Raw genomic sequence first — 26,870 nt, forward strand, 5'->3', positions numbered from 1 at the left:
CCTGATCAGGGACAAGACCAAGGAGAACAGGGTCGGTCGACTGATCGCGGAGAATGCATGCAGGGAATCCCGTCCGGGAACTTCTCCTCTTCCTGCTTGGCCTTTACCCGCATGCATCATCGTCCTACCCCCTGGCCGACCTGAGTCATGCTGGTCAGGTGAGTGGACAGCTGCTCGGCCGTATATCCTTGGCATATCGAATGCACTGTGCCGTCCACCAAGAAGACCGTGCGCTGCGCCCAGGCCGCCACATTGGGGTCATGGGTCACCATGAGCACGGTCCGTCCGCTCTCCACCAAGGTCGAAAGGGCATCCAGAACCATTTCCGAGCTGCGCGTATCCAGTGCCCCGGTGGGCTCGTCCGCGAAAATCATATCTGGCTGGGCGACCAGCGCTCTGGCAATGGCCACGCGTTGCCTTTGACCGCCAGATATGTCAGACGGATATTGCTGCGCATACCCATCTAGACCCAAAATCTTCAAGGCCTGCAGCGATTGGGCGACACCAACTTTGGGACCGCCGAAGAGCTGGGGCAGCATGACGTTCTGCAAGCAGGTGAAGGCCTCGACCAGGTTGTAATCCTGAAAAACGAAACCGATATGGTCGCGGCGCATCCTGGTTAGGGCGGACTCCTTCATCCTGGCTATGTTCTGGCCGACTATCTCGACCGATCCCTGCTGTACTGGCAAGAGCCCTGAGGCGCAATAAAGCAAGGTGGTTTTCCCCGCTCCGGAAGGACCCATAACTGCGGTCCAAGATCCTGTCGAGCATTCCAGGCCGACTTGGTCTATTCCAGCTTCACCAGCCTTGTAATGGAAGGATACCCCCTCCATTTTCAGTGGCAGTTCATTCATTGATCTTCCTTTCATTCAGATCGCCTAGGCAACAAAGCTTTCTGGCCGACCACCAGCAAAGACAAAGGGTCAAAACCAGCAGTCCCAGGATTAGGTAGAGCTCAATGCCGGGCAATGGCACAATCCGAGTCACCACACTGCCAATACAGCATGGATCCACGAGAAGCCAGACGACAAAGACATGAACGGCCAGCAACACCACCGGGACTGCAAGCAAGACCAAGCGTGTGTAGGTCCTGCAGTGCATGGAAATCCAGAGAACCAAGAGAAAAACAAGAAAGGCGGACCCCAGGCAGAGCAATACGAACACAGCCAGATACTCCCCCAAGGACCAGGTGAACCAAGGCAATGCATGTCCATCAAAAACCGAAAGATCCTGCAAACCCGCGATCTTGGGCACCCACATCAGGAATGATCCCGCTGCCACCATGAGCATCATCAGCAGGCCCGCACAGACCATGGCGCACACCTGCAGCCCAGGCAAGATGCGTCCGGTCCGTGTCGTCAACTGCGTCTGCCGGACCCCATGGACCTGGTCTTTAACAAGGCGTGGGGCCACGACAACCAAGGCTGCCAGAAGCGGGACCAGATAAACTGAAAGTCTGAAGTTGCTCTGAGTGTAGTCCAGTAATTCAGGAGCGGCCAGGCCCATACCCGCCCTGCACTGTCCACTTAAGATGTCAAGCCGCTTCGTCACCGATTCGGGCAGTTCGATGCCATTACTACCGCCCTTACGCAACTGTTTCTCAGCTCTTGCGGTCAGGGCTTCCCGGTTGCATCCACGATAGGCATCCATGACATCATGGCAATGAACAAGCCGACGATAGCTAGGCAAGGCATTGATGCGGCCGGTCAGTTTGCCCCGGTCTGTATTCAGTACTGAAGGATTTGTCCAGCGCGAGCTCTCGACCGAATCGACCAGGTCCCTGGCCGACTGATAATTCTTGACGCCCAGTTGAACAGCCTGAGGACCAAGTGCCATCAGATCTTTGGATACCACCGGTTTAAGTCTGTCAGCCTCACGCTTGAATCCAGTAATGGTGGACTGACTGACATACGGTCCGTAGCTAGCTAGGTCATGATGGGCTTCGTCAGTGGGAATTTGGTCATACATAGCTAGATTCATACAGAAAACGAATCCAAGAGACAGACTGAGCACCACCCAAAAAGAGGTACCCAGAAGGTGCCGCATCTCGTTCCTGATCACCATCCATCTCATTGAAGACATCCCTGGCAAGAAATAAGATTGCGAGCCCGATTCGGCGGGGTATGCTGCATCGCTACTCCTCGTCCCCGTAGATCACCAGGAAGGCATCCTCCAAGTTGGCAGGAACAGCCTGGCCCTGGGACGGCGGCTCAGGTGAGTAAATTCTGAGCCGGGTCGCATCCCCATCCAGCTCGTCCTCAAGGAGCAGCTGCCCCTGCCCTAAGCGATAATCCGCAGGAACCAGGAATATTTTGCCTTCCAGCCAGCGGCTTATCTGCCTTGGGGCCTGGTTGCAGCAGATCTGCCCATCCTTGAGCATGATGACCCGGTCGGCGATGGTCTCCAGGTCAGAGACGATATGAGTGGACAGGATAACGATCCGGTCGCGCGAAAGAGCATGGACCAGGTTGCGGAAGCGGACACGTTCCCGTGGATCCAAACCAGCGGTCGGCTCGTCCAAAATCATCAGTTCCGGGTCGTTGATCATGGCCTGTGCCAGCCCCACGCGCTGAATCATGCCCCCAGAGAGCGTCTTCATCTTCTGCTTACCCTGGTCTTTAAGCCCCACGGTCTTCAGGAGATCTTTCGCCAGGGACTTGGCCCGTTTCCGGCCGATCCCCTGAAGGGCTGCTATGTACATCAAAAAATCTTCAGCGCTGTAGTCTGGGTAATAGCCGAATTTTTGGGGCAGATACCCCAAGAGGCCGCGATAGTCCTCGTCCATAACCATGATGTCCTGCCCGTTCCAAGTGATGTTTCCCGAATCCGGGCGGATCAGGGTGGCGATCATTTGGATCAGCGTGGTCTTGCCTGCTCCGTTAGGCGCGAGAAGCCCATGGACGCCGGTTCCAATGGAGAGGCTCAGATCGTTGATAACCCGCTTGTTCCTGAAGCTCTTTGACACATGGTCCAAGTGCAGCACGAAACTCACCGTCCTTTCACACTAAACATGTAAGATTCCGCCCTCATGCCGTCGCCAGTCTTTTCATATGCCATGCTCGCTTTGACAGAGGTGACCCTACGCAGCGTCCATGCAGAACAAGCAGGAAGATCGTCAGAAGAACAAGGCCCGTCGCTAGGCTCAGCGCCGGCGGAATAGAGACAAGGATGGGGGCGGTGGCGAATCGAGTCAGATAAAGAATCATACCGAGCACGATCCAGAGTCCCAGAACCAGACAGATGGACAGTTCTCCATGCATATGCTCCTCTACCCAGATCTGTGCCAGGGAAAAGAGAAAGAGGGAGGAGAAGCTGATCCCCAGAAGGGTCATGGTGGACAGCCCCGGATTGGTCGTCCACGCCAGCAAGACCGTGGCCAAGGATGAAATCATCATGCTGACCATGCCGAACAGAAGCATCCTGACTGCGGCTATCTGACGGAATGACCACCTGCAAGTTCTGATCAGATTCAGGGTATTCAGGTTCCGTTCCTTGAGCACGACCAAAAGGTGCACCACCAGGAAAAGAGCAGGCGAGCAGACGAATATGGGGACAACCAGACCGAAGGTTCTATCGACTCTGCTGGGCCAAGCAGTCTTCATGAAGGAGCCAAAGACGGTCGCCCAAACCGCCGCCGTCAGAATCAGGCCGATAAAGACGCAGTCCCAGAGGCCAAAGAGCAGGTTTCTCAGGCCCAGGGAACGGACCATGGCTACAAGGGTCCAGATCAGCCCAGGACGTCTTCCCATCCCTTTGCGTACAATTGTTTTTATGGATCGCTCGCGCATCCTGGAACTGCCGATCTGTGATTCAGCAAAATCATCGCGCTCAAGGTCGCTACCCTGAAGAGCCGCCAGAATGGGACGGATATCAGGTTCAGACCGATTCATGACCAAACTCCTTCCTCAAATTGTCCAAAAGTCGGTAATACCGAGCCTTGACCGTGTTTTCAGGCTCTCCGCAGGCCTCGGCAATCTGCGCGAACCCATAGCCGGCATACAGATGGAGACGCAAAACTTCCTGCGCCGGGACCGGAGCCTGTGAGATCTTGTCTTCAATCCGACCAACTAGGTCGTCCTTGAAGGTCTGGTCGGCGGGGTCGTCATGTTGATCGTGGCCGGATGCCACAAATACTTGCGCCTCCTGCCGCTGCCGCCTGCGGCGGATCCGCCAGTAATCAATGACCTTGTAGGTTGCGATGCGGTGGATCCAGGTACGGAAGCTGGACTTGTGCGGATTGTAGCTGCCCAAAGACCGCAGAATGGCAACAAAGGCATCCTGGGCAAGGTTCAGCGACTCCTCCTTATCGCCTACCTGAGCTCGGATGTAGGCCAGGATGTCGTCGTAGTACTTGCGAACTAGGTCATCGGCTGCGCGAAAGGACCTAGTTGACAGTATGTTTCTGATCCATTCCAGGTCCTCTGCCTGGGATTGGCCACCATCAGCGTCTCCGTCACTGGTTTGTCTGACCAAGGCCGGATGTATAGCTTCATCCGCAGGCAGCAGATGGTCACCCATCCTCGCCATGCTCCAGCCTCCTTGCAACATTGTGAACTTTCGACAACCTCATATTCGTTGTGCAGGCTGCAATAGTTGCATGGAAGGCGGTTTTATTTCCTTCTTGGCGTGTTTAAAAATGTACTGGCAGCGAGAGGGAATTGACCATTCCAAGGATCGCAGCTATATTGAAATCGTCAGTTTCAGGGAAGGTGAAAGTCCTTACTGGCGGTATCCGGCTGAATGCCGGGAGCCCGCGACCCGCGCAAGCGGTGGATATCGGTCAAAGTCCGAAGCCAACGGTTACAGTCCGGATGGAAGAAACGAGGCCCTCTATGAGTATGCCCAATTCTCATTCACACACCACTGCAAACAAGGACACGCGCTTCAACGATGTCCACTCCACAGGTGCAGGCGGTTCAGGACGCTGGTCGACAAAGCGGATCGCGGTCTACGCGCTCTTCGTAGCCCTGGCCATGGTTCTGAGCTTCTTCTCCTTCCCGATCTTTCCTGCCGCCCCTTGGCTCAAATACGACCCTTCAGGCATCGTCGTCCTGGTATGCGGCTTCGCCTTCGGTCCGGCGGCTGCAGCAATCATCTCCATACTGGGATTCGTCCCGCACCTGTTCACCAACCCCTTCGGCGCTCTGATCTCGATGATCGTGGCCTTGGCCCTGAGCGTGCCGGCGGCCCTTGTCTATCGCAGGATGCACAGCCGTAAAGGAGCGGTCATCGGGATTGTCTCCGGTGCCATTCTGGGCGTGGTTGCAGCCATCCTGTGCAACGTGGTGATTACCCCCTTCTATGCGCACATGTCCATGGCCAAGGTCGTCGCCATGATCGTGCCGATCCTCCTGCCCTTCAACCTGATGAAGTTCGCCATCCACGGCGTGGTCACCTTCCTGATCTACAAGCCGATCTCCACGTTGATCAACAAGTAGGCCGCGGGGGTTCGGATCGTCATGGCAGCATCCATGACCGAATCCGCAGTCCCGGCTTCAGCGGATTCGAAGGCAACGGTCGCTCGTCTCAGCCAGGTCTCCTTCTCCTATGACGGAGGCCAGACCTGGGCCCTGGACCATCTCTCCATGGAAGTACATGCAGGCGAGCATCTGTGCATTCTGGGAGCGAATGGTTCTGGCAAATCCACGCTGGGAAGCATCCTCTCGGGTGCGACGGCACCTGACCACGGCCAGGTCGAACTTATGGGCCGAGCGGTCTGCTTCGATACCCCGGACCAGGGCCGACAGATCGACACTGAGGCCTACCGGCAGGCACGGCGGAGCATCGGCATGGTCTTTCAGAACCCCGAGGACCAGATCGTGACTACTGTGGTCCAGGACGACGTGGCTTTTGGGCCCGAGAATCTGAGCATTCCCCGTCAAAAGATGCTCTCCTGCGTGCCAGCGGCCCTGAGGCAGGTGGATCTGCAGACGCGGATGAATGATGATCCCACCCGCATGTCAGGCGGGCAACAACAACGACTGGCCCTGGCCGGCAGCTTGGCCATGAATCCAGGCATGATGGTGCTGGACGAACCTGGCGCCATGCTTGATGCTGCCGGCCGGCAGGAGATTCAATCGATCCTCTGTCGGCTGACGACCCAGGGCACGGCTGTCGTCCACATCACCCACTTGCTTGAGCAAGCCAGACAGGCTGATCGGGTCCTGGTACTTGACCATGGGCGCATCGTGGCATCCGGAAGACCTGACCAGATCCTGACCAGGAAGGATCTGCCCGCCCTTATTGGCAAACCGGACCGAAATCCGCTGACCCAAAGCAGGGCGCCAGAAGCGGATACGAAGACCACGGTCAACAACCATGCCATTGCCATGGTCAAGTTGTCGAATGTCTCTTACAGCTTTCCGGATGCCGGCAGCAAAGCCCTCAGCGGGGTGAATCTGGAGCTGGCGGCAGGACAGACCCTGGCCATTATCGGTCGCAACGGATCCGGCAAGTCCACCCTGGCCAGGCTCATCTGTGCCTTGGCCGCTCCCGACAGCGGGTCCATCCAGGTGGCCGGCCTGCCCTTGGCCGGACCCGACCAGCCCAAGGCCAAGCATCTGCGGCGCCATAATCTGAAGCTTCTGCGTCAAAGGGTCGGCTATGTCATGCAATATCCCGAACATCAGCTTTTTGCGGATACCGTTGCCCAGGATATCGCCTATGGTCCACACAACCTGGGCTATGGGCCTGAGCAGGTGCAGCATCGGGTGGATGATGCCATGAAGCTTTTAGGAATCGGTGATCTGGCCGACCGCTCCCCCTTCGACCTCTCGGGAGGTCAGCGACGATTGGTGGCCATCGCCGGAGTCGTGGCCTGCAGCCCGCAACTACTGGTTTTGGACGAGGTCACTGCCAGTCTCGACCCCCAGGCCTGCGCACGCATCATGACACTCCTCCGAGTACTCCATAAGCGTGGGGTCACCATCGTCATGAGCACACACGCCGATCGCGAGGCCCTGGACCTGGCCGACCAGACCCTGCTCCTGGAGCATGGGGAAACACTAGCCTATGGGACTACTGCCGAAGTCGTGGAACGATATCACCAACTGCTCGCAACAGATGCAGCGGAGAAGGGGGCCACCGGGAAGAAAGCGGAACGTGATCAGGCCGACCAGAAACCCCTATCCTTGCTGGCGAGGCTGGACCCACGAGCCAAACTGGTGACCTTCCTCCTAGCCATGTTCACCGCCTTCGCCATCTCCACACCGACACAACTCGTTCTGGCGCTGATGGTCACTGTGGGTCTCTTTGCCGCCGCACGAGCGCCACTGCGTTCCATTTTGAATTCAGTCAAGGGCTTTCTGGCACTCATGCTTCTGCTGGCCCTGTTCAATCTTTTGGTCACCCAAACCGGCCGCAGACTGGCTGCCTGGGGCCCATTCGTGCTGACCACAGGAGGGATCTGGGTAGCTGTACTCTATGCCTGTCGCTTCATGCTGATCATCTTTCTGGGGGCGCTCCTGGTAGAGACAACCACGCCGACACAGATGACCGATGCCTGTGAATCCCTGCTGAGCCCACTGTCCAGGCTGGGTATCCACACCAATGAGATCGCCCTAGTCCTCTCACTGGCTCTGCGTTTCATCCCCACCCTGGGACGTGAGGTTCAGGCCATTGTGGAAGCCCAGGCGGCCCGTGGCGGATCCATCGAGTCCGGCTCGCTCTCGCAACGCCTGCATGCGGCCATAGCTATCACGGTTCCCGTCTTCGCTGGAGCTCTGCGCCACGCCGATAACCTGAGCCGGGCCTTGGATGCCCGATGCTATGAGGGTAGTCGTCAACAGCGCACCCACTACCGCCTGCTGCGACTGGGCAGGATGGACATCCTGTTCATCGCTCTCATGGCCGTCTACCTGCTGGCCCTGCTGCTGCATCCTCTGTTCTGAACAGATTGGGTCCCCACTGATCAGCCATATATGCGATCAGCGGGGACCTAACCTGTTATCAGTAAGCCCGAAGGCCAAGTGTTGAGTGCATCTACCCTAATCGTGGATGATCCTCTTCTTCTTTCTCCTGGCTAGAGTGCGTGGCCTGGTCGATGAATTCCAGAACACAGAGACTGTCAGCCTTACACTGATGGAAGCCACACCAGCCGATTTCCACACTGAGGCGAAAAGAACCGTACCTGTATTTCACATGTACGACACGGCCCAGGTCCAATTGCTGTAGGTAACTTGCTGGATGTGAAAATCTTTGCGTCATAGCGTCGATTCTGGAAGGCCGCTCCATGTGCGCCGGTGGCCTGTGCCACCTCAAGGATCTTGTTTGCGGCCAGATTCCGTCCAGCCATCGGCTTGTCAATAAACTATTGGCTTGCCGACCTACATGACCTGGGTAGCCAACTCACGGTGGATCTCTGCAGGCCTGTGCCAAATCGTAGACCAGGACAACTTCAGCCTTGGAGAGTGAGTGTAAGGGGAAGGATGTGATCATTCGATACCTCTGCTTGTACCGATAGCCTGCGGCAATTCCAGCAGCCTGTAATTGCAATAGATGAGGTAGGGTCAAGTGCACTCTTGATAAGTATCAACTTCTTCCTTTTGTCCGCTTACAGGAGGGAGATAATATCCCTTGCAACCTGTTCTGTGGACCTTGACCTGCTTGCATTGGCAGCAACGTCTTCTTCTACAGCCCTCTGTATGCGTTGAGCAGGCTGGTCATATCCGAAATGTTCCAAAAGCATGGCTCCAGACAGGATTGAAGCTGTCGGGTTGGCGATCCCCTTACCGGCGATATCAGGGGCTGAACCATGAATGGGCTCAAACATTGAAGGGTGTTCGTCAGTGACGTTGATGTTGGCTGAGGCTGAGTATCCAATGCCGCCGACCACAGCCCCAGCCTCATCAGTGAGCACGTCACCAAAGAGATTGTCGGTGACAATGACATCGAAGCGTGAGGGCTCAGTCACAAGAAAGATTGTGCAGGCATCAGCATGCAGGTAGTCCCATGTCACATCTGGATAGTCCTGCGCTATCTTGTCCATAATATCCAGCCAGAGAGCGCCGGCGTGAGGCAGGACATTGGTCTTATTGACCATAGTCACATTGCGCTTACCCCCACGCTTGCGGGCTAGATCAAAGGCATAACGTACCGCACGCTCGACACCGAAAGCCGTGTTGAGTGAGGTCTCGGTCGCAATGGCCTGGTCAGTCCCCCGACGGACGTATCCTCCCATTCCTGAGTAGAGGCCTTCAGTTCCTTCCCTGACCACGGCGAAATCGATCTGGCCAGGATTCTTTAGCGGCGAGCTCACCCCCGGATAGAGCTTGGTCGGTCTCAGGTTGACGGCCTGGTCGAAGCTGAACCTGAGTTTGAGCAGGAGGCCGCGCTCCAGAATCCCTGAACGCACACGCGGGTCGCCCACAGCCCCCAGCAGGATGGCATCCTGCCGCCCGATGGATTCCAAATCCTCATCATTGAGCAGGGTACCGTCGCGCAGGTAACGCTCAGCACCAAGGTCATAGTCCACGTATTGTAGCTTTACCTCATCGCCTACCGCCTTGTCCATAACTGCCTGGGTCTGCGGGGTAATTTCCCTGCCGATACCGTCTCCTGGAATAACAGCTATATTGATTGTCTTCTGTACATCTTTGTCTGCCATATGCTTAACCTATCATTATCATTTTTGAGTGTACATAATCAATATTTACCGATGAAATATGACAATTCTGGGTAATTTTCCTAGATAATTCTACATTTTAGACTTTATGATCATAATTTACTTCTGTCCCTCTATTAGGGCATGCGAGTGAAGAGGGAGCAATTCCACTGCTAGGTAGGTCCAATCTTGTACGGAGTCAATCGAGTCTTTCCAGTCACATCTTCGGCCCCCTGTTCAATCTGCTCTAGAATCTTCCCCTAATCTGCGGAATATAAGCCTTGGTAAAGAAGATGGCTCCTACATTGATGAGCGCAAAGCTAAAGCAGGTAAACGCTCCGCCAACCTCTTTGAGCAGGAGCAGGAAGAGAAAAGAAATGATACAGTTTGCCGCATTGACTGATACTTTGGCATATCCAACTCCCCTGCCCCGGATCTTTGCCGAAAATACTCAGTAAGAAGCTGCCAGGTCACCGGCTAAACGATGTCCTGAACGAAGGCGAGGTCTAGTATGTCTAGGACCATACGAAGCCAGAACATCCTAGCAGAGGGGTGGTTAGGGTCTATAGAGAGAAAAGCGGGCCCGCAACAAGGCAAGGAGGATGGAGACCTCACCCAAGACACCCATCATTGCAGTCCAGCGGTTCATCTTATCCATAAAGCCAAGGCCGCCAAGGGCAGCGCCGATAGACAAATCACTCATGACCGGCACCATGGCAATAACCGAGTTATCCAGGCCGATACCCAATGTTGATGAAAATATGCCGGGGACGAAGATGTTGATGGCTTTCAAACCAGCCGCTGATTCATTTGCCATGCCCCTGCTTTTGCCAACAAGATCCTACGCAGCCAAGAGTGGAGCAATTTTCCTTGGCCCCTCTGTCTCTTTCTTTTCCGCCGGTTGAAAGGAGGCGAGAGTCGCCTCTGCTCCTGACTTAGAACAAGTTTCCATCAGGAACTTGACTGCCTCGGTTTCCATAAACTGGCTAGCAAGGAAGCTCGGTGTTCCATGGACAAAAGATAACCGTTATGGACTGCGGACGGAGGAACCACAATCGCCCAAATCCAGGCCATGCCAGTCTTCTTGGACCAGGGAATTGCGGGAGACCACCCAGCCCTGCCGTCAGGATGGTGCAAGCTCTCCCAGATATCTGGGAACCACACAGAAAGTCGTCCCTACCGCAAATCCTACGAGTTCCCGGAAGATGACAAAGGAAGGCGGCATGGATTGCCAGAGCATATATGATCACCCGGTAGAGGATCAGTCGCTTGCAACCCAGGTGATCTGCCAGGCTGCCACCACAGAAAGAACCAACTGCACACCCTAGGAGCATCATCGCAGTGATAATGCCCTTACGCCAGGCGCTGAGCCGCTGCCTGGAGGCAGCTAAATTCATCTTTGAGGCTGCCTCAGACAGGAAGGTTGGCTTATAACCAAACAGTTCCCGCCAAAATTCCCGCCACAACCAGTATGCTGACATAACGTATATATTTACGAGCCAGGGCTTCGACATTAAGTCTTGGGAGGCTTTTGAGATGATACATGCCTATTTGTGCTTCTCGCTAACCCTAAATTTGACTTACTTGTTGAATTATGGTCAATATGTTCATTACTCGAAATGAAATAGTAAAGTTCCGCTGATCTAGGCAACAGACCGACTGTTCATCCCGGCAACACAAGCCCCACCTTCGGACTCTGCTGTCTCCCTCCCCCCCCCCAAACCGGACATCAAAGCTTTATTCCGATATGGAGTCCAAAGGCCTACCTGCTCCTAAGCGATTAACATAAACCTTGAGTTGCCCTGCCAGTTCTTCACAACGTGGCATCATCGCGTCTACAAAACCGCCAGTCGACAGAGCACCCACGACCCTACCATTCGATTGTGAAAAAATGGGAACACCGATCGAGGCCACACCGATGGTGATGTCCTCATTGGAAATGGCAAATCCTCTCTTCTGAATCTGCTTAATATCCGCACACAGAGCGTCGGAAGTGACCAACGAGTTCTCGTTATATCCTTCAAAAGGTGCCTGCTGCAGATAGTCTTCCTGGATCTGCTCATCAGAATAGGCCAGACAAACCCGGCCAGCAGCACCAGCAAAGAAGGGCAAAGTACCGCCCGGCCGTAGGATCAACGCGTCAAAGCTTTGCCCCTGTGCACATTCCACACAGACGGTTTCGAAACCACTGATTACAGTCAGGAAGGAGGTCTGCCCAGTGAGAGTCGTCAGTTCAGCCAAGAGATCATAGGCCTTGGGCCATTCAGTCAGGGAACTGCGTGCCACATCGGAAAGATCGAGCCAGCTCAAACTCAGTGAATAGGTATCGTCCTGGTTGACCTTGACCAGACCGACTTGGACCAAACCATCCAGGATCCTGTAGGCGGATGAGCGGGGGATGCCAGAGACAGCCGCCACTTCAGCAGGCCCGATACCGTTGTTATCAGCCAGGATATCGATGATCTTTCCAGCCTTAAACAGGGCCCCGGTCGGCTCCTGATCGCTGGCCTTACTGCTCACTCTCACTATCGAACCTTCCCTCCCTGGCGTCAAACGAATAGCCTAGTCCCTGCGATATCTGCCTAGCAGCTTGACGCAGGCGGTTCACCTCGCACAAATCGGCACCTGATTCAACCAGTGCCTTATTGGTCCTGGAGAGCCCGCTATAACAGGCCGCCGCCCTGATATGACCAGAATGATCGAATATCGGGGCAGCTATGGTGAGCGCCCCAGGTACTGTCTGGTCAACATCATAGGCGTAACCCCGTTTGGTGACCTTTTCAGCCATCTGCACCGAGCGCTCCCGGAAGGTCGAAAGCAGTCCGCCCATGTCAGCGTTGTAGCGATAGTGCTCTATCAGACGTTCAAACCGCGATTGATCAAGAAAGGCCAGGAGGACGTCGGAGGGGGCACCCAAGCTGATCGGCAGCGAATAGCCAATCTGGGGCGAGCGCAATCGACTCTGCCCCAGGAAGGTCATCTGCACACAGACCGAGCGCACATTGTAGCGGACGAAAAGACTCCAGCTGCCATTTGAGCCCTCCTGCCTCTTAAAGACATGTCTGGCAATGCTTTGTACATCCAGCCTTGCCTCAATACGGCCACCAATGCGCACACAGGCGATGCCCAAGCGGTATTCGCCGCGATGTAGGCCATGATCCACCCAACCTAAGGTCACGAGATTGGAGAGCAGGCGATAGGTGGAGCTTGCAGGCTCGTGCACATAAGCGCTGATCTCGCTGATCCTCGAAGGACCAAGCTGCTTCAGAGCGTCCAATACCGCTTTGGCCTTGGTCAGGGTGCCAACACTGTGCCCCGGGTCAGATCTGGTACCCCTCCTCATGGCACCCTCCTTCTTATCTTTGGCCGTCCATCTATGCCCAGTGCACATTATATGGTGTCGGCAGGTTATCCGGCATACAAGGAGGTCCACCATCAGGAGGCTTGAGGGGGGGGGGGGGACAGGACCTAGCGAAAACTTGTGCGGATCTTCCCCCTTCAGTCTGTCTCCAACCGCTTAGGTTTGAAGACCACAAAACTGAGCATCAGGGAACCAGAAGGGTATACTTCGTGGTCATATACTCAAAGATGCCTTCGGCTCCACCCTCTCTGCCAACACCTGATTGCTTGACTCCGCCGAAGGGAACCGTGGCATCGGAGAGCACGCCGGAATTGATGGCCAGGACACCAGACTCACTACGGCGTTGCATGAGTTCACTGCGCTTTATCGAGCTGGTGTAGGCATATGCTGCCAGTCCGTACGGCGTGTCGTTAGCGGCCTGGATGCCTTCTTCGTCGCTGTCAAAGCGGCTTACAGCCAGGACGGGTCCAAAGATTTCCTCAGTGTATACCCGAGATTGGCGGGGGACACGGTCCAGAAGCGTCGGTTGGAAGTATCGTTCACCGTGCTCATCCCTGTGACCACCGACGATCAGCTCCGCCCCCTCGCTGACTGCTTCATCAACTAAGTGCCCGATACGATCTACAGCCTTGACGTCAATCAGGGGGCCGATATCGGTTGCCTCATCCATGCCATCACCCACGACCAGAGCCTCAATACGCTCCTTCACCTTGGCCACAAACTGGTCGGCAACCCCCTTTTGTACCAATATCCTGTTAGCTGAAGTACAAGCTTCTCCATAGTTGCGGAATTTGGCCAGCATGACGCCGTCAACAGCCGCATCGATATCCGCATCATCGAAAACCACAAAGGGGGCATTGCCACCCAACTCCATGGAGGTGCGCAGCACATTGTCGGCCGCCTGCTTCATCAGCTTGACACCCACAGGGGTGGAACCGGTAAAGCTCACCTTACGTAACCGATGGTCGGCAAAGAGGGCATCTGAAATGTGAGAGGAATGGGAGGTGGTGATGACATTGACCACGCCCTTAGGCACCCCTGCCTGCCGTAAAATCTCCACTAACGCCAGCGTGGTAAGAGGAGTCATCGCGGCAGGTTTGACCACCACGGTATCTCCTGCAGCCAAGGCTGGGCCAATCTTCCGGGTTCCCATCGCCAGCGGGAAGTTCCAGGGGGTAATCAAGTAACAGGGTCCCACCGGATCGTGTGTAACCAGACCCTTGCGGCCGTCCGGCAGGCGGAAAGTCCTGCCATACTCACGCATGGCCTCCTCTGAGAACCACTTGAGAAAGCCGCCGCCGTAGTCCACCTCTCCCAGCGCCTGCTTGAAGCTCTTGCCCATCTCACGTGTCATCAGCTCTGCAAAAATCTCCTTGTTATCCATCAGAGCCTCATAAGCTGTTTGCAGTATATCCCTCCGCTCCTGCGGCGTTGACTGGGCCCAGGACTCTTGGGCCCTCTCAGCACTGTCCAGGGCAGCCAGCGCCTCCTGCCCATCCCCGTCCGATGCCTGATAGAGCGTAGAGCCATCGGCAGGGTTGTCCACTTCAAATACCCGGCCACTGTCGGCAGCCCTCCACTGTCCGTCGATAAACAAGCTCGTTCCCGACTGGGGAAGTAATGACTCGACCTTGTATTTCCACATACTGTCTATTCCTCACTTTCAGCGCTTCTTTGCAGCAGATACATTCCTGTGTTTGGATAAACGTTTCTAACATACTAAATTTCAGACAATTTGTCCATTTAGTGATATCTTTCGCATTTGCAGTCAGTAGCAACTGCTCTGATAAGCATGACCTAGTCCGGTTCCTAGCAGGAGGGAGATAGGGAAATGGCGCCGATGGCAATGGGCCAGCAACTATTCAGGGTCGGTATACAAGAAAGCGGAGGATACACCAAAAGGGCGTGATACGATTGGCAGCCGGACAGATGGCGCGGATCTTAGAGGCCCAACAAGTCATCCACGGCAGACAGGCCAACAGCTTCTCTAAAGATACCCATGCGCATTATGGAACATGGCAATGTCTGCAGCCTTGGGTGGACGTTCTTAGAAGAGCAAAACAAATACGCTTCATACAAGCGCACAATGAACAAGTTATGAGCCACATCGCCGTGCTCTAAACACGCCTTAAGAACCATAGAGGCCATGGCCGCGATAGCCGAATAGGTCCAGGATCCGCCAACCTGGTGACAGACACTGGCACGGCAAGGCTGATCGTCCTCTTGCTTCCCTTCCTCTTGCAGCCCAGCTATATTGTCTCAACCCGTCGTGCCGGTTCAATCTTGCAACAGATTGAGAAATGAACGCTCCTATGACATCTCCGGCAATGATGCCCTAAGCGTATCGGCCGCTATCGGAATAGGATTAACCGCCCTGAACAATGCCGTGGAAACACTGACAGTCCAAGCCAAAACAGGGCGGCAACGCTCGATGTTCAGGCCGAAGCCTCGACTTCCCCGCCACTCTTTTAAGCTACGCACCTGGAAAATCAGCGGGCCGGCCGGATGCGGATGCTGTGGCTACAGCCACAACCATACGAACTAGTAAACTTCCCTTCACTATCGCCAACTGCGGCACGGGTCTACTCTTCAGCCAGCAAGCAACTGAACGTCTTCACTGAACACATCGGCATCCCAGTGGCAGCACTCAGCCAGCAAAGGGAGGCTATAAGTCTCTGAGCGCCCACCGAATGTCGAGTCTTTCAGCTCCATCAGACTCACATAAGCCAATCAACTGGAGCCAGCCAACCGACCTGATAATCGGCACCGGAACCAAGTACACCGACTTTATCTCGGCCTCGAATACCGTCTTCCCAGAGCCCCCAGTATGGTTCGTCAATATCAACGTAGCCTTGTTTGATGTCAACAAGGTAGCGACAATCGCGATCGTCGGGAGTTGCAAGGATGCGATTCATGAACTGAGCCATGCCCCGGCAGACTGGCAGGTACCTTATGACTACAGCAGGAAGACGGAAGTTGTTCGGCAGACTCAGCATATTCCCGAAGACGACAAGCTGGGTCAGAAGAAGGTGATCGGGATTGTCACCAGTTTCGCCGGGCCCTAGGATGCAATGGTCAATGCCGTTGGATCCCTATGCAGCGGCCCCAAGGAATCCTGGCAGTCAGGATCACCTTTGATTATTCCGTCGAATATGAACATTGCTGCATGGACTGCGCATGGCAGCACCAAATCGGGAAATCTTCAACTTCAGAGGACACGCATTCTTCCTCATGCGCCACCAAGGTGTCCTCGCTGCCATACCGGAACAGGAAAAAACATCATCATTCTTGTCAACGACTACGGCTTGGTTCCATTAACTTCCTCTCCCACCAGGGGGATCGCAGGGGTTTAAAACCCTCTTTTACATGAAGAATGACCAGGGATTTGAGGACAAAGACCACTTCCTGCCCATCAATTTTCGAAGATACTTGAGGGGGTATGCATACCCACCTACCGGCTTATCAAAGCTGAAGGGCTCAAGGCCCAGCCTATTACCATGGCGAAGACTCCGGAAATAGCGATGATGGGGGTGAAGAACACCTCTTGTGTTCTCCACCCCCATCATCGTGTCTTAAATCCTTGGTTCCTCTGCCGAACACATCAAGAGAATATCCATGGCCTGTTTACTCAGCTGAACCCTCTGGTGGCTCATCACCCAAGGGACGTTCCACCCGATCTGCCTGAGAGGCATCCTCAGAGAGATCAGCATCTGGGGTAGCAGACACTGGGGCTCCAACCAGTTCAGGCTCCTGGTCCTGCCCATCGGCAGAGCTGGCCGCATGCCGGGGTCCCTCGAAAGGCTTGCCAGTGAAGGTGAACTCGCCCAGGATGCCCTCGCCTTCGGCGTCAACCTGGACGGACTCATTGTCCGTAAGGTCGCCCATGAGGATCTTCTCGGAGACGGCATCCTCGATGTCGCGCTGGATGACGCGGCGCAGAGGCCGGGCGCCCAGGAGCGGATCGAAGCCCTTCTCGGCCAGCAGGTCCTTGGCCTTGTCGGTCAGATCCAGGGACATGTGGCGTTCAAAGAGACGATCGTTAAGCTGAGCGATGTCCAGATCGACGATCTGACGGACCTGGGGCTCGGTCAGCTGTTGGAAGACGATGATGTCATCCAGGCGGTTCAGGAACTCAGGCCTGAACTGCTGCTTGAGCTCACTGGTCACCTGGTCCTTCATCCTCTGATAGGAGGTCTCGGTGTTGCCGCTCACATTGAAGCCGGTGTTTGCAGCCTTGGCGATGTCACGGGTTCCCAGGTTGGTGGTCAGGATGATGATGGTGTTCTTGAAGTCCACCATGCGACCCTGCCCATCAGTCAGATGGCCGTCGTCCAGCACCTGCAGCAGGGTGTTGAAGATGTCCGGATGGGCCTTCTCGATCTCGTCGAAGAGGACCACGGAGAATGGCTTGCGCCTGACCTTCTCGGTCAGCTCGCCGCCCTCTTCGTATCCCACGTACCCCGGAGGGGCACCGAATAGACGGGAGGTGGAGTACTTCTCCGAGAACTCGGACATATCCACCCGGATCAGGGCATCCTCATCATCAAAGAGGAACTGGGCCAGAGCCTTGGCCAGCTCGGTCTTGCCCACACCGGTGGGTCCAGCGAAGATGAAGGAACCTGCAGGACGCTTGGGATCCTTGAGGCCCACACGCGTACGACGGATGGAACGGGAGAGGGCGGAGACAGCCTCATCCTGGCCGATGATCCGCTTGTGCAGCTCCTTCTCCATACCCAGGAGCTTCTTGGACTCGGCCTGGGTCAGCTTGAAGACCGGGATGCCGGTGGTCGAGGAGACCACCTCGGCAATCACGTCCTCGTCGACAACCATCTTGACGTCGGACTCGCCCTCGTGCCAGGCCTTCTCCTTCTCCTTGCGCTCGGCCTCCAGCTTCTCCTGGCTGTCACGCAACTGAGCGGCCTTCTCAAAGTCCTGGTCCTTGATGGCCTGGTCCTTCTGAGCTGAGATACGATCCACCTTGGTATCAAGTTCTTTGAGCTCCGGCGGGGCGGTCAGCCGCTTGATGCGCAGACGTGCGCCGGCCTCATCAATCAAATCAATGGCCTTGTCAGGCAGGTTCCTGTCCTGAATGTAGCGTGCAGAGAGCTCGGCCGCCGATTGCAGGGCCTTGTCAGTGATAGTGACGTGGTGATGATGCTCGTAGCGACCGCGTAGACCCTTAAGGATCTCGATGGTCTGGGCGATTGTGGGCTCGGAGACCTGAATGGGTTGGAATCGCCGCTCCAGGGCCGCATCCTTCTCGATGTACTTGCGGTACTCGTCGGTAGTGGTGGCGCCGATGGTCTGCAGCTCGCCGCGAGCCAGCAGGGGCTTGAGCATGTCAGAAGCGCCCAGGGCCCCGTCGGCCGAACCTGCACCGACGATGGTATGAATCTCATCAATGAAGAGAATGATGTCGCCCCTGGTCTTGATCTCCTTGAGCACCTTCTTCAGACGCTCCTCGAAGTCACCCCGGTAGCGGGAACCGGCCACCATGGAGCCCAGATCCAGCGAGTAGACCTGCTTGCCCTTGAGCGTCTCTGGAACATCGCCCTCATGAATCTTCTGCGCCAGGCCCTCGACCACGGCAGTCTTGCCCACGCCAGGCTCACCGATCAGCACCGGGTTGTTCTTGGTCCTCCTGGACAGGACGACCATGACTCGCTCGATCTCGTTGGCCCGGCCGATGACCGGGTCCAGCTTGCCCTCAGCGGCTTCCTGGGTCAGGTTCCTGCCGAACTGGTCCAGGATGGCCGAACCGGTCTGCCCGCCCTTGTTGGAAACGCCGCCGGCATTGGCCAGATCGCCCTTGCCAGCGTCGCCGCCTTCATGGTTGCCGCGAATCATGTCAATAGTGGCGGTCCGCAGATCGCCCAGATCCACACCCATCTTGATCAACACCTGGGTGCCGACGCCCTCACCCTCACGAATGAGGCCGAGGAGGATGTGCTCGGTGCCAATGTATGAGTGACCCAGTTGAAGAGCTTCGCGCAGCGACAGCTCCAAGACCTGACGGGCGTGCGGCGTAAATGGGATGTGCCCATTGGGGACCGCATTGCCCTTACCGATCATCTCCTCAACCTGCTTACGTGTGGCATCCAGTTCCACGCCCTTGGAGGCCAGGGCCTTGGCGGCAACACCGTCACCCTCCCTGATCAGGCCCAGGAGGAGGTGCTCGGTGCCGATGTAGTTGTGCTGCAGGGTGCGGGCCTCTTCCTGCGCCAGCACAATCACCCGCCGCGCACGGTCGGTAAACCGTTCGAACATACTTGTCCTTCCCTTTGATCCGTAATTCACTCTACAGATTTACGGTGACGTTTATTCTCGGCCCGCCGGTGATTGCGCTCTGAACGCAACGAGGCCTTGGAATCAGTCCTCTGAGCCGTCTTCCGACTCCATCTGTTCCATGAGTTCCACCTCAGGGCGCTCCTCGCGTGGCTTCGGTCTGACCACATCGATATGAAGATCGTCATAGGCCGGCTGAGATTGGACCCAAAGATGGGACTCCTCCTGGGGCTCTATCTCGGAATGCTCGCCGCAGCCATGATCCAGGGAGACCACGCGCCCGTCATCCGGGCTCCAACGATTCGCGCAGACGCCGAACATGGTCCCCAGATCGCCTACCAGGGGAATCATGAATCCGCAGGTCTCGCAGGCCTTGCCCTTGGCCGTCCGAGTCGACAGGGACTTGGGACCGTGCTGACCTTCGTACCAGCGCTTGGTAGTTGTGGCCCTGGCCTCGGCGGTCATCACGTGTCGGCGGCTCAGAGCAAAACGATCGACGGCCTCATCCAGGTCGGCGGCAGAGGTCTGTGCGCCAAGAGAAACCTGATCATTTGGTTCCTGCCCTTGAATGTCCTTTTCGTCACCTGAGCGATCTACCAGGCGGAAGACCGCACCATCAGTCTCCTGATCGGCACCATCAGCATCAACCGATGCTGATGGTGTCCTGGCTTCTTCGTTGTCTTCGTGAGTCTGAAGACTAGCTTGCGCTGGCATGTATCCGACTGTCAGCCTGGGATCGTCGGGATCGGTTCCCATGACGTCGGTCACGCTCAGATCCGAGGGCAGCAGGCGATCCTTCCAGGGAACCCATGCCGGAGGCTGAAGGGCCGCATCAGTGGGCACCAAGGACGATTCATCCACAGTCCAGGTATCGGCATCCTCGTCACGGTAAAGGGTAACCGACCATTGCCAGCCCTCGTAGCCCTTGATGGCCGAGGCGAACCGGTAGTCCCAGACTCCATCCCCGATCGGGGTACGGCCGACCAGTTCACCGACCTCATCACTGTCGGCAGCCACGCTCAGAGCCACTCGCCTGGCCAGTTCCTCAGGATCCAGGTCCTCTTGAACCATCTATCACACCTTCATCATCAGTGGGACCGGACAAGACCGATCCACGTCGGATTCCTCTCGCCGTCCACTCAGTCCGGCACATCAAAGTCATCGGCCACAGCCCTCAGGAGGGTGGCCAGCTTGGCGGATTCGGCCCGACCTGGATAGTGGTGCCGACGCAGTCCGTTGCCAGCCGAATCCAGCAGCTTGATCAAATCCTCCACGATCGCGGCCATATCGTCCGGATCAGGTCGCTTGGCGCGCAGGATGGAGGGGGTCGGCCCCACTAGCTTCAGATCCAGGGCCTGGGGCCCCTTGCGGCCCTCCGCCACCGAGAACTCCACCCGGGATCCCTTGCGTATGGTGGATACCCCGGCAGGCAGGGCTGATGAGGGCAGAAAGACATCCCCACCTTGTTCATCCGTGATGAACCCGAACCCCCGCTTGGCGTCGTACCACCGTACTCTCCCGCTGGGCATGCTCTGCCACTTCCTTACGTTGCTTCTTGAACAGGTATATCCGAAATTAGTCTACCTGACTGAAGCGGGCAGGACGACCCATCTTGTCATAGGCGTACGGGATGGTTGGCGGCAGAATTGGCCTGGTCCTCAACGTGCCCCTGATCCCGGCTGACGCCCTGTGGCATGACGATGGTGAAGGTCAAGCCGTCACCCGGGGTTTGCGAAGCGCAGATGAACCCCTGATGGGCCTTGACAATAGACTGGACAATGGCCAGTCCAAGCCCCGTGCCGCCTTTCTCCCGAGCCCTGGACGGGTCGGCCGTGTAGAAGCGCTCGAACAGCCTGGCCCTGGATTCCTCGGGGACACCTGGCCCGTGGTCAACCACGCGAATGATGGCGTAGTCAGTGCCCACATGGCTGTTCTCTGCCACCTGAATCGCCTCTGTCAGTCGTCCCAGCGAAGATTCAGTGGCCTCCAGTCTTGTCAAATCCGCTGGAGCGATGGTTGCCCTGACAAGGCCCAATCCCACCTGGACCGGGGAATCAGATGGAGTATAGCGGTGAATATTGCCCACGATATTGGTGATCACCTGACGCAAACGGCTGGGGTCACCAATCACCTGTACCGAGGGCAGAGATCCCTCCTGAATGTCCAGGCTGACCGATGGGCCCAGGTGCCCGCCCACGGTGATTTTCTCCTTGTTGCGTCCCTTGAGGCCTGGCAGTCCCTTGTTGGCCGTAGCTTGCATTTCCTGAGGGGCAGGCTGATCCTCGGTATGCAGGCAAACCCTTCCTGTAGCCACATCTCTATCCGGGTCCAGGGCATGCAGGTCATCCACTCCGTCCCGCACCAGTCCAGTCAGATCGACCGACAGGGTCGGGTCGATCCCCCTGCCCTCATCCAGACGAGCAAGCGAAAGCAGATCCGTAACCAGGACCGTCATCCTGGTGGAAGAATCCTCGATGTGCTGAATGGACTTATCGGCACGCTCCAAAGCCCCTGGATAGTCGCGCTGCATCCTGTAGAGCTCTGCATAGCCGTGGATGGCGGCCAGAGGGGTACGCAGCTCGTGGCTAGCATCCGAAACGAACTGCTTCATCTTTTCAGTGGTCTGGCGCTGCTCGTCGAAGGAATGCTCGATTCGTGCCAGCATGGCATTGAGGGATGCCGCCAAGGAGCCCACCTCGGTATTTTCTGGGAAGCTGGGAATGCGTTGGGAAAGGTCGCCAGCCGCTATCTTTGCAGCAGTCTTCTCGATGCGTTTGAGTGGAACCAGAGTGGACTGGATCAGCAGGACCGAGATAATCCCGCCCAGAAGAACCACCACGGCGGAGATGACCATGCAGAAAGCCGTCAGATCGTGTACAGCCTCATCCTGGTCGCTCATGGACAAACCGATAAAGAGTACGCCGCTGATTTCGGACCCGTCCAGTTCATTGCGCAACTTCCACTGCATGGCAACCACACGCCAGGAGGCCCGGGCTCGCTTCAAGGTGTCGCGGTCGGGCGAGGCTTGTTTAGAGATCCGCACGTATGCTGGTACCGTGGTCGGCTGGCCAAGGGGTATCGAGCCCATGCTGCCGTCGGCAGGCAGACGCGGGCGGGAGATGACCCCGTTGACCTGCATGGGATTCAGATCGTCCGAAATGATATGCAGGTCGTCGTCACGGATCTGCAGGAAGTAGTCGGTGGGGCCCAGGCCGTTCTTGCTCAGATCCTCCTGACGCAAAAGGGTGGCATTGCGGATTCCCAGATTGGCCTGGCGGATCAGCTGCGAGTCCGTGCGCTTCATCAGGTAGTCGTCGGCCATCTGGCAGATTGCTACAGAAACGCCTACCGTACCCACGATGAGCAGGATGAGCATGCTGGCCACAAGTTTGGTACTTAGGGGAATCGCAGCCAGAGGCGACCTGGGCATAGACCTGCCCCGCGGCTTGTTGGCGTCGGCTCTCATGCCGGAGTCCGAACCCTTGAACGACCTGGACCTGTCAGCCGACCTCGGGTCGGGAACAGCCAACTGTTCTGTCTTAGGGGTCGGACTCTGGGGACTAGTCGCCATCGCCGCCGTCCGATGCGTTCTGCTTGGGTGCCCGGATCATATAGCCGATTCCTCGCTTGGTCTCGATCAACGGGGTGACCTTGTGTTCCCGGCCATGCCCGTCGCTGACGGTGATACCATCCACCTTCTTGCGCAGGTAGGAGATGTAGGATTCCACAATGGCCGCATCGCCGCCCCAGTCGTACTGCCAGACGTGGTCCAGAATCTGGGCCTTGCTGAGCACGCGACCTTCATTGTCCATTAAGTAGCGTAGCAGCTTGTATTCGGTCGGGCTCAGGTCGATTGGTCGGCCAGCCCTGGTGACGTCATGGGAATCCTCGTTGATCTCCAGATCGCCCACGCGGATGATCGGGTCGTCCTCCTGATGCTCGCGGGTTCTGCGCAGTATGGCCTTGATTCTGGCCACGACCTCCTCCAGGCTGAAGGGTTTGGTCACGTAATCGTCACCGCCCACAGTCAGCCCCATGACCTTGTCCTGGGTGTCATCCCTGGCCGTCAGGAAGAGCACCGGCGCATCGATTCCCTCCTGACGGATACGGGAGGTGACTGTGAACCCATCGATGTCAGGCAGCATGACATCCAGGACGATCAGATCGGGCTGGATGCGCTCAATGACCTGAATGGCCTCGGAGCCGGACGCTGCGGTCTCAACCGCAAAGCCCGCGAAGTGCAGGGAAGCCACCAGCAGATCCCTGATGGACGGTTCGTCGTCGACCACGACCAGTTGTGCTTGCGTCGGTTTGCTCATGGCTTCAGCTTGCCGCCTCTTTCTGGGTATTGTCTGAAAGTTCGCTGACCGTCTCTGCCGGGCGTGATTTCTTCTTCACTGAACTGGACCTGCGATGATGAGCCCCGCTTCGGCTGCTGCGACGCCACCAAATCGTAACGGCTATACCCAGAACGACCAGGACCACAACCGTTACCGAAAGAGCGATGATCATGACCCGGTGATGTCTGTGGTTTTGGTCAAGAGTCTCCACTTGGGTCATCATGGCTTTGGCCGAGCCCACCCAGTCAGGATTGCGGCTTTTGGTGACCGGCTCTAGAGCAGCCTGCGAGAGCTGATCCACGCTGGATTGGTCCTTGAGCCAGGCCTGCGAGTTGCTGGAGACTGCCACCACCAATTTGCCGTCCTGAGAGGCCACGGCCAGCATAACCGTGTCTTGGGCAGGCTTCATCGATTCGAGCACCCGGGATGCCCAGATCTCCGGCTTGACGCCCTCATAGAAATGCGGCAAGTAGAGCAGTCGGACCGATACCCCTGTTTGCTCTGCAGTCTCCTTGATCGCATCCTTGACGGATCCTACATCCGAGCCCAGCAGATTCTGTGGATCAGTGATCGTGTCGGTCATGGTTCCGGCCCCGGTCTGAGGCTCATCAGCAAAAACCCTGGTCGGTCCAAGGGCGCTCGTCATCAAAACCATCAAAAGCAGGAAAGCCAGAACCCGCCCCATGACCGGAGCGCAGCCCGGACTCGCCTTGTGGAGGAAGACTCGTTCGACCACATGGATCCGTGGACGGGGCAACTGCGTGAACACTGTCATAGTGTCCACAGTAGCGGCTGACGGCATCGGACTCCCCCACCATCACCGCCATTCACGGAAAGGACAACCATGACACGGTTCCAAGTTGATTCAGATCAGATACAGACCGCCTCCGGCGCAGTCAGCGGCTCGATAGGGGCCATCAGAGATGCCGTGGCGGGAATGTACACCAACCTGGACAATCTCCAAAGTGTCTGGCAAGGCTCGGCGGCCAACCAATTCGCCACAGTGGCCCAGCAGTGGCGCGCCTCTCAAGCCCAGATGGAACAGGCACTTGAAGGCATCCAGGCGGCTTTAACCCAAGCTTCGGCTCTCTATGCAGATACAGAAGCCCAGGCCACACGCCTCTTCGCCGGAGCCTGAGCACTGGACCGATGTGCTGGCAGCTCAAAGCTATTTGACCATGGCATATCGGGCCCAGATCTGGCAAGCATCTGGAAAGACAGAACAGACGATAAACGAAAGCAGACCATAAAAGAAACGGGGGCCTGCGCACCATTGCCCGGTGCGCAGGCCCCCGTCCTTGGCGATCACTAGGTTCAGCCGAAAGCCCGGCCGAACCTTAAAGGATCAGTAGCCCATGTCGCCCTGGGGCTGAGCGGCGGCAGGTGCCGGAGGCTCAGGCTTGTTGGCCACGACAGCCTCGGTGGTCAGGAAGAGCCCGGCGATGGAGGCTGCGTTCTGCAACGCGGAACGAGTCACCTTGACGGGGTCGGCCACGCCTGCTTCCAGCAGGTCCTGGTACTCGTTATTGGCGGCGTTGAAGCCCTGACCAGCAGGCAGCGAACGGACCTTGTTGATGACCACGTCACCAGAGACACCGCTGTTCTCGGCGATCTGCTTGATAGGGGCCTCGATGGCGCGGAAGACGATGGAGGCACCGGTGGACTCGTCGCCATCCAGCTTGACATCCTTCTCAGCCTTGGCAGCGGCCTGAACCAGAGCCACGCCACCTCCGGGCAGCAGGCCCTCTTCGATGGCGGCCTTGGCGTTACGGACAGCATCCTCGATGCGGTGCTTACGCTCCTTGGCCTCGACCTCGGTGGCTGCACCGACCTTGATAACGGCCACACCGCCGGCCAGCTTGGCCAGCCGCTCCTGCAGCTTCTCGCGATCATAGTCGGAATCGGTGTTCTCGATCTCGGTGCGAATCTGGCCCACGCGGGCGGAGACCTCATCCTTGGAACCGCCGCCGGAAACGATGGTGGTCTCGTCCTTGGAGACGATGACCTTCTTCGCGGTGCCCAGCACGCTCATGTCGATGGAGTCCAGCTTGAGACCGAGCTCATCGGACACGACCTGTGCGCCGGTCAGGATGGCCATATCCTGCAGCATGGCCTTGCGGCGGTCGCCGAAGCCAGGAGCCTTGACAGCGCAGGAGTTGAAGGTGCCACGGATCTTGTTGAGGATCAGGGTAGGCAGCGCCTCGCCGTCCACGTCCTCGGCCACGATCAGCAAGGGCTTGCCGGTCTTCATGACCAGCTCGGCGATGTGAACCACGTCCTGCTGGCTGGAGACCTTGCCCGAGGTCAGCAGAATGTAGGGATCATCCAGAACGGCGGTCTGGTCGTCGTTGTTGGTGACGAAGTAAGGAGCGATGTAGCCCTTGTCGAAACGCATGCCCTCGGTGAACTCCAGGTCCAGGCCGAAGCGGTTATTGTCCTCGACAGTAACCACGCCATCCTGGCCGACCTTGTCCAGAGCCTCGGCGATCTCATTGCCGATCTCGGGGTCACCTGCAGAAATGGTGGCAGTGGCAGCAATCTGGTCCTTGGTCTCGACTTCCTTGGACTGGGCCACGAGTTCCTTGACGATGGCGTCAGCAGCCTTCTCGATGCCGCGGCGCAGGGCGATGGGGTTGGACCCGGCGGCCACGTTCTTCAGACCCTCATGCACCAGGGCCTGGGCCAGCACAGTCGCAGTGGTGGTGCCGTCTCCTGCGACATCGTCAGTCTTCTTGGCGACTTCCTTGACCAGCTCGGCGCCGATGCGCTCGTAAGGATCCTCCAGGTCGATCTCCTTAGCGATAGAGACGCCATCGTTGGTGATGGTCGGTGCGCCGTAGGACTTGTCCAGCACCACATTGCGGCCCTTGGGGCCCAGCGTGACCTTGACCGTGTCGGCCAGCTTGTCCAGGCCGGCAAGCATGCCCTGACGAGCTTCCTCGTCATACTCGATGATTTTTGCCATTGTTGCTTCCTCCGTCATGGCTTGAGGTTTTATAACCCACCGTCGGCGTGGAATGGAACCCGATCGTCAGCTATCGTGTTATCACTCCCGCACCTCGAGTGCTAATTCAGCAGATTAGCACTCGCTGGGGCCGAGTGCCAACCCGAAGGGAAAATACGCTGCAGGCTGTATGTCATATCAGACTTAACTTATCGGCCGCGTCTGCAGACAATCCATATCCTGCAAAATCTTGGCTCAGCGTCTGGTTATGGTCTAAGGAGTCATAAAAAGGGACCCCGGAATAACCCGGGGTCCCCATGACGAATACAGAAGACGACA

22 protein-coding genes, 1 pseudogene and 1 riboswitch are annotated in these 26,870 nt (G+C 57.0%); of the genes and pseudogenes, 4 read left to right on the forward strand and 19 right to left on the reverse strand.

Annotated elements, in window-relative coordinates:
• Positions 1 to 116 precede the first annotated feature (116 nt).
• From ACUIAI_RS04880 to ACUIAI_RS04900, 5 genes are all read right to left on the reverse strand, one after another.
• Positions 117 to 854 (reverse strand): ABC transporter ATP-binding protein, encoded by a 738-nt coding sequence (locus ACUIAI_RS04880; RefSeq protein WP_445341715.1) that lies wholly within the window; start codon positions 852 to 854, stop codon positions 117 to 119.
• Positions 847 to 1,968 carry a hypothetical protein gene (locus tag ACUIAI_RS04885; RefSeq protein ID WP_445341716.1) on the reverse strand — a complete coding sequence of 374 codons (1,122 nt, stop codon included), beginning with the start codon at positions 1,966 to 1,968 and terminating at the stop codon, positions 847 to 849. The genes ACUIAI_RS04880 and ACUIAI_RS04885 overlap by 8 nt, the downstream gene beginning before the upstream one ends.
• 166 nt (positions 1,969 to 2,134) lie before the next feature.
• Positions 2,135 to 2,992 carry an ABC transporter ATP-binding protein gene (locus ACUIAI_RS04890; RefSeq protein WP_445341717.1) on the reverse strand — a complete coding sequence of 286 codons (858 nt, stop codon included), beginning with the start codon at positions 2,990 to 2,992 and terminating at the stop codon, positions 2,135 to 2,137.
• 34 nt (positions 2,993 to 3,026) lie between these two features.
• A complete protein-coding gene (locus ACUIAI_RS04895; RefSeq protein WP_313835538.1) occupies positions 3,027 to 3,890 on the reverse strand; it encodes a hypothetical protein in 864 nt (287 codons plus the stop codon).
• Entirely contained in the window at positions 3,877 to 4,527 is a 651-nt protein-coding gene (locus ACUIAI_RS04900; protein WP_445341718.1) for an RNA polymerase sigma factor, read from the reverse strand. Before ACUIAI_RS04900 ends, ACUIAI_RS04895 begins: the two co-directional genes overlap by 14 nt.
• 165 nt (positions 4,528 to 4,692) lie before the next feature.
• A riboswitch (FMN riboswitch) is annotated at positions 4,693 to 4,827 on the forward strand.
• Here ACUIAI_RS04900 and ACUIAI_RS04905 point away from each other — a divergent pair.
• On the forward strand, positions 4,812 to 5,438 hold the full coding sequence (locus ACUIAI_RS04905; protein WP_046323104.1) for an ECF transporter S component: 627 nt from the start codon (positions 4,812 to 4,814) through the stop codon (positions 5,436 to 5,438). Its footprint overlaps the riboswitch before it by 16 nt.
• A gap of 33 nt (positions 5,439 to 5,471) precedes the next feature.
• Positions 5,472 to 7,889: an energy-coupling factor transporter ATPase gene (locus ACUIAI_RS04910; protein WP_445341719.1), complete on the forward strand. Its 2,418-nt coding sequence runs from the start codon at positions 5,472 to 5,474 to the stop codon at positions 7,887 to 7,889.
• Positions 7,890 to 8,551: 662 nt separating this feature from the next.
• Here ACUIAI_RS04910 and ACUIAI_RS04915 read toward each other — a convergent pair.
• From ACUIAI_RS04915 to ACUIAI_RS04945, 7 genes and pseudogenes are all read right to left on the reverse strand, one after another.
• Positions 8,552 to 9,604 carry a 3-isopropylmalate dehydrogenase gene (locus ACUIAI_RS04915; protein WP_254477301.1) on the reverse strand — a complete coding sequence of 351 codons (1,053 nt, stop codon included), beginning with the start codon at positions 9,602 to 9,604 and terminating at the stop codon, positions 8,552 to 8,554.
• Between the two features lie 244 nt (positions 9,605 to 9,848).
• Positions 9,849 to 10,040, reverse strand: a pseudogene (locus tag ACUIAI_RS04920) (MFS transporter); the annotation flags it as partial.
• 117 nt (positions 10,041 to 10,157) lie between these two features.
• Positions 10,158 to 10,418, reverse strand: a complete 261-nt coding sequence (locus tag ACUIAI_RS04925) for a hypothetical protein (protein WP_445341720.1) — start codon at positions 10,416 to 10,418, stop codon at positions 10,158 to 10,160.
• 169 nt (positions 10,419 to 10,587) lie between these two features.
• Positions 10,588 to 11,115: an MFS transporter gene (locus tag ACUIAI_RS04930; protein WP_445341721.1), complete on the reverse strand. Its 528-nt coding sequence runs from the start codon at positions 11,113 to 11,115 to the stop codon at positions 10,588 to 10,590.
• A 223-nt stretch (positions 11,116 to 11,338) separates the two neighbouring features.
• Positions 11,339 to 12,121, reverse strand: coding sequence for an IclR family transcriptional regulator (locus tag ACUIAI_RS04935; RefSeq protein WP_445341722.1), 783 nt, complete (start codon positions 12,119 to 12,121; stop codon positions 11,339 to 11,341).
• Positions 12,111 to 12,944: an IclR family transcriptional regulator gene (locus tag ACUIAI_RS04940; protein WP_254477298.1), complete on the reverse strand. Its 834-nt coding sequence runs from the start codon at positions 12,942 to 12,944 to the stop codon at positions 12,111 to 12,113. Before ACUIAI_RS04940 ends, ACUIAI_RS04935 begins: the two co-directional genes overlap by 11 nt.
• Positions 12,945 to 13,146: 202 nt before the next feature.
• On the reverse strand, positions 13,147 to 14,607 hold the full coding sequence (locus ACUIAI_RS04945; protein WP_445341723.1) for an NAD-dependent succinate-semialdehyde dehydrogenase: 1,461 nt from the start codon (positions 14,605 to 14,607) through the stop codon (positions 13,147 to 13,149).
• Positions 14,608 to 15,652: 1,045 nt separating this feature from the next.
• Here ACUIAI_RS04945 and ACUIAI_RS04950 point away from each other — a divergent pair.
• Positions 15,653 to 16,027, forward strand: coding sequence for a hypothetical protein (locus ACUIAI_RS04950; RefSeq protein ID WP_445341724.1), 375 nt, complete (start codon positions 15,653 to 15,655; stop codon positions 16,025 to 16,027).
• Between the two features lie 559 nt (positions 16,028 to 16,586).
• Here ACUIAI_RS04950 and ACUIAI_RS04955 read toward each other — a convergent pair.
• From ACUIAI_RS04955 to ACUIAI_RS04980, 6 genes are all read right to left on the reverse strand, one after another.
• Positions 16,587 to 19,229 carry an ATP-dependent Clp protease ATP-binding subunit gene (locus ACUIAI_RS04955; RefSeq protein ID WP_254477295.1) on the reverse strand — a complete coding sequence of 881 codons (2,643 nt, stop codon included), beginning with the start codon at positions 19,227 to 19,229 and terminating at the stop codon, positions 16,587 to 16,589.
• A gap of 102 nt (positions 19,230 to 19,331) precedes the next feature.
• A complete protein-coding gene (locus ACUIAI_RS04960) occupies positions 19,332 to 20,318 on the reverse strand; it encodes a DUF3027 domain-containing protein (RefSeq protein ID WP_445341725.1) in 987 nt (328 codons plus the stop codon).
• Positions 20,319 to 20,386: 68 nt separating this feature from the next.
• Positions 20,387 to 20,776 carry a cold-shock protein gene (locus ACUIAI_RS04965; RefSeq protein ID WP_015022102.1) on the reverse strand — a complete coding sequence of 130 codons (390 nt, stop codon included), beginning with the start codon at positions 20,774 to 20,776 and terminating at the stop codon, positions 20,387 to 20,389.
• 86 nt (positions 20,777 to 20,862) lie between these two features.
• Positions 20,863 to 22,623: a sensor histidine kinase gene (locus tag ACUIAI_RS04970; protein WP_445342820.1), complete on the reverse strand. Its 1,761-nt coding sequence runs from the start codon at positions 22,621 to 22,623 to the stop codon at positions 20,863 to 20,865.
• Positions 22,624 to 22,807: 184 nt separating this feature from the next.
• Positions 22,808 to 23,566, reverse strand: coding sequence for a response regulator transcription factor (locus ACUIAI_RS04975; RefSeq protein ID WP_254477292.1), 759 nt, complete (start codon positions 23,564 to 23,566; stop codon positions 22,808 to 22,810).
• Positions 23,567 to 23,570: 4 nt separating this feature from the next.
• The gene (locus tag ACUIAI_RS04980) at positions 23,571 to 24,356 is read right to left on the reverse strand and encodes a TPM domain-containing protein (RefSeq protein ID WP_445341726.1); all 786 of its coding nucleotides are present in this window, start codon (positions 24,354 to 24,356) and stop codon (positions 23,571 to 23,573) included.
• 75 nt (positions 24,357 to 24,431) lie between these two features.
• On the opposite strand from ACUIAI_RS04980, the gene ACUIAI_RS04985 reads away from it, so the two are divergent.
• Complete coding sequence (locus tag ACUIAI_RS04985) at positions 24,432 to 24,725, forward strand: WXG100 family type VII secretion target (RefSeq protein ID WP_254477290.1); 294 nt, start codon at positions 24,432 to 24,434, stop codon at positions 24,723 to 24,725.
• A gap of 207 nt (positions 24,726 to 24,932) precedes the next feature.
• Here ACUIAI_RS04985 and groL read toward each other — a convergent pair whose 3' ends face one another.
• Positions 24,933 to 26,552: a chaperonin GroEL gene (groL, locus tag ACUIAI_RS04990; protein ID WP_015022107.1), complete on the reverse strand. Its 1,620-nt coding sequence runs from the start codon at positions 26,550 to 26,552 to the stop codon at positions 24,933 to 24,935.
• Between the last annotated feature and the right edge of the window lie 318 nt (positions 26,553 to 26,870).

This window comes from Bifidobacterium sp. ESL0827, assembly GCF_052606685.1.

Bases quoted from the DNA above. Each gene is read 5' to 3' on its own strand.
- ACUIAI_RS04945 (WP_445341723.1), bottom strand. From the start codon at position 14,607: ATGTGGAAATACAAGGTCGAGTCATTACTTCCCCAGTCGGGAACGAGC.
- ACUIAI_RS04895 (WP_313835538.1), bottom strand. From the start codon at position 3,890: ATGAATCGGTCTGAACCTGATATCCGTCCCATTCTGGCGGCTCTTCAG.
- ACUIAI_RS04880 (WP_445341715.1), bottom strand. From the start codon at position 854: ATGAATGAACTGCCACTGAAAATGGAGGGGGTATCCTTCCATTACAAG.
- ACUIAI_RS04965 (WP_015022102.1), bottom strand. From the start codon at position 20,776: ATGCCCAGCGGGAGAGTACGGTGGTACGACGCCAAGCGGGGGTTCGGG.
- ACUIAI_RS04915 (WP_254477301.1), bottom strand. From the start codon at position 9,604: ATGGCAGACAAAGATGTACAGAAGACAATCAATATAGCTGTTATTCCA.
- ACUIAI_RS04910 (WP_445341719.1), top strand. From the start codon at position 5,472: ATGACCGAATCCGCAGTCCCGGCTTCAGCGGATTCGAAGGCAACGGTC.
- ACUIAI_RS04955 (WP_254477295.1), bottom strand. From the start codon at position 19,229: ATGTTCGAACGGTTTACCGACCGTGCGCGGCGGGTGATTGTGCTGGCG.
- ACUIAI_RS04950 (WP_445341724.1), top strand. From the start codon at position 15,653: ATGTCGAGTCTTTCAGCTCCATCAGACTCACATAAGCCAATCAACTGG.
- ACUIAI_RS04925 (WP_445341720.1), bottom strand. From the start codon at position 10,418: ATGGCAAATGAATCAGCGGCTGGTTTGAAAGCCATCAACATCTTCGTC.
- ACUIAI_RS04940 (WP_254477298.1), bottom strand. From the start codon at position 12,944: ATGAGGAGGGGTACCAGATCTGACCCGGGGCACAGTGTTGGCACCCTG.
- ACUIAI_RS04975 (WP_254477292.1), bottom strand. From the start codon at position 23,566: ATGAGCAAACCGACGCAAGCACAACTGGTCGTGGTCGACGACGAACCG.
- ACUIAI_RS04905 (WP_046323104.1), top strand. From the start codon at position 4,812: ATGGAAGAAACGAGGCCCTCTATGAGTATGCCCAATTCTCATTCACAC.
- ACUIAI_RS04960 (WP_445341725.1), bottom strand. From the start codon at position 20,318: ATGGTTCAAGAGGACCTGGATCCTGAGGAACTGGCCAGGCGAGTGGCT.
- ACUIAI_RS04970 (WP_445342820.1), bottom strand. From the start codon at position 22,623: ATGCTCATCCTGCTCATCGTGGGTACGGTAGGCGTTTCTGTAGCAATC.
- ACUIAI_RS04985 (WP_254477290.1), top strand. From the start codon at position 24,432: ATGACACGGTTCCAAGTTGATTCAGATCAGATACAGACCGCCTCCGGC.
- groL (WP_015022107.1), bottom strand. From the start codon at position 26,552: ATGGCAAAAATCATCGAGTATGACGAGGAAGCTCGTCAGGGCATGCTT.
- ACUIAI_RS04900 (WP_445341718.1), bottom strand. From the start codon at position 4,527: ATGGCGAGGATGGGTGACCATCTGCTGCCTGCGGATGAAGCTATACAT.
- ACUIAI_RS04930 (WP_445341721.1), bottom strand. From the start codon at position 11,115: ATGTCGAAGCCCTGGCTCGTAAATATATACGTTATGTCAGCATACTGG.
- ACUIAI_RS04885 (WP_445341716.1), bottom strand. From the start codon at position 1,968: ATGTATGACCAAATTCCCACTGACGAAGCCCATCATGACCTAGCTAGC.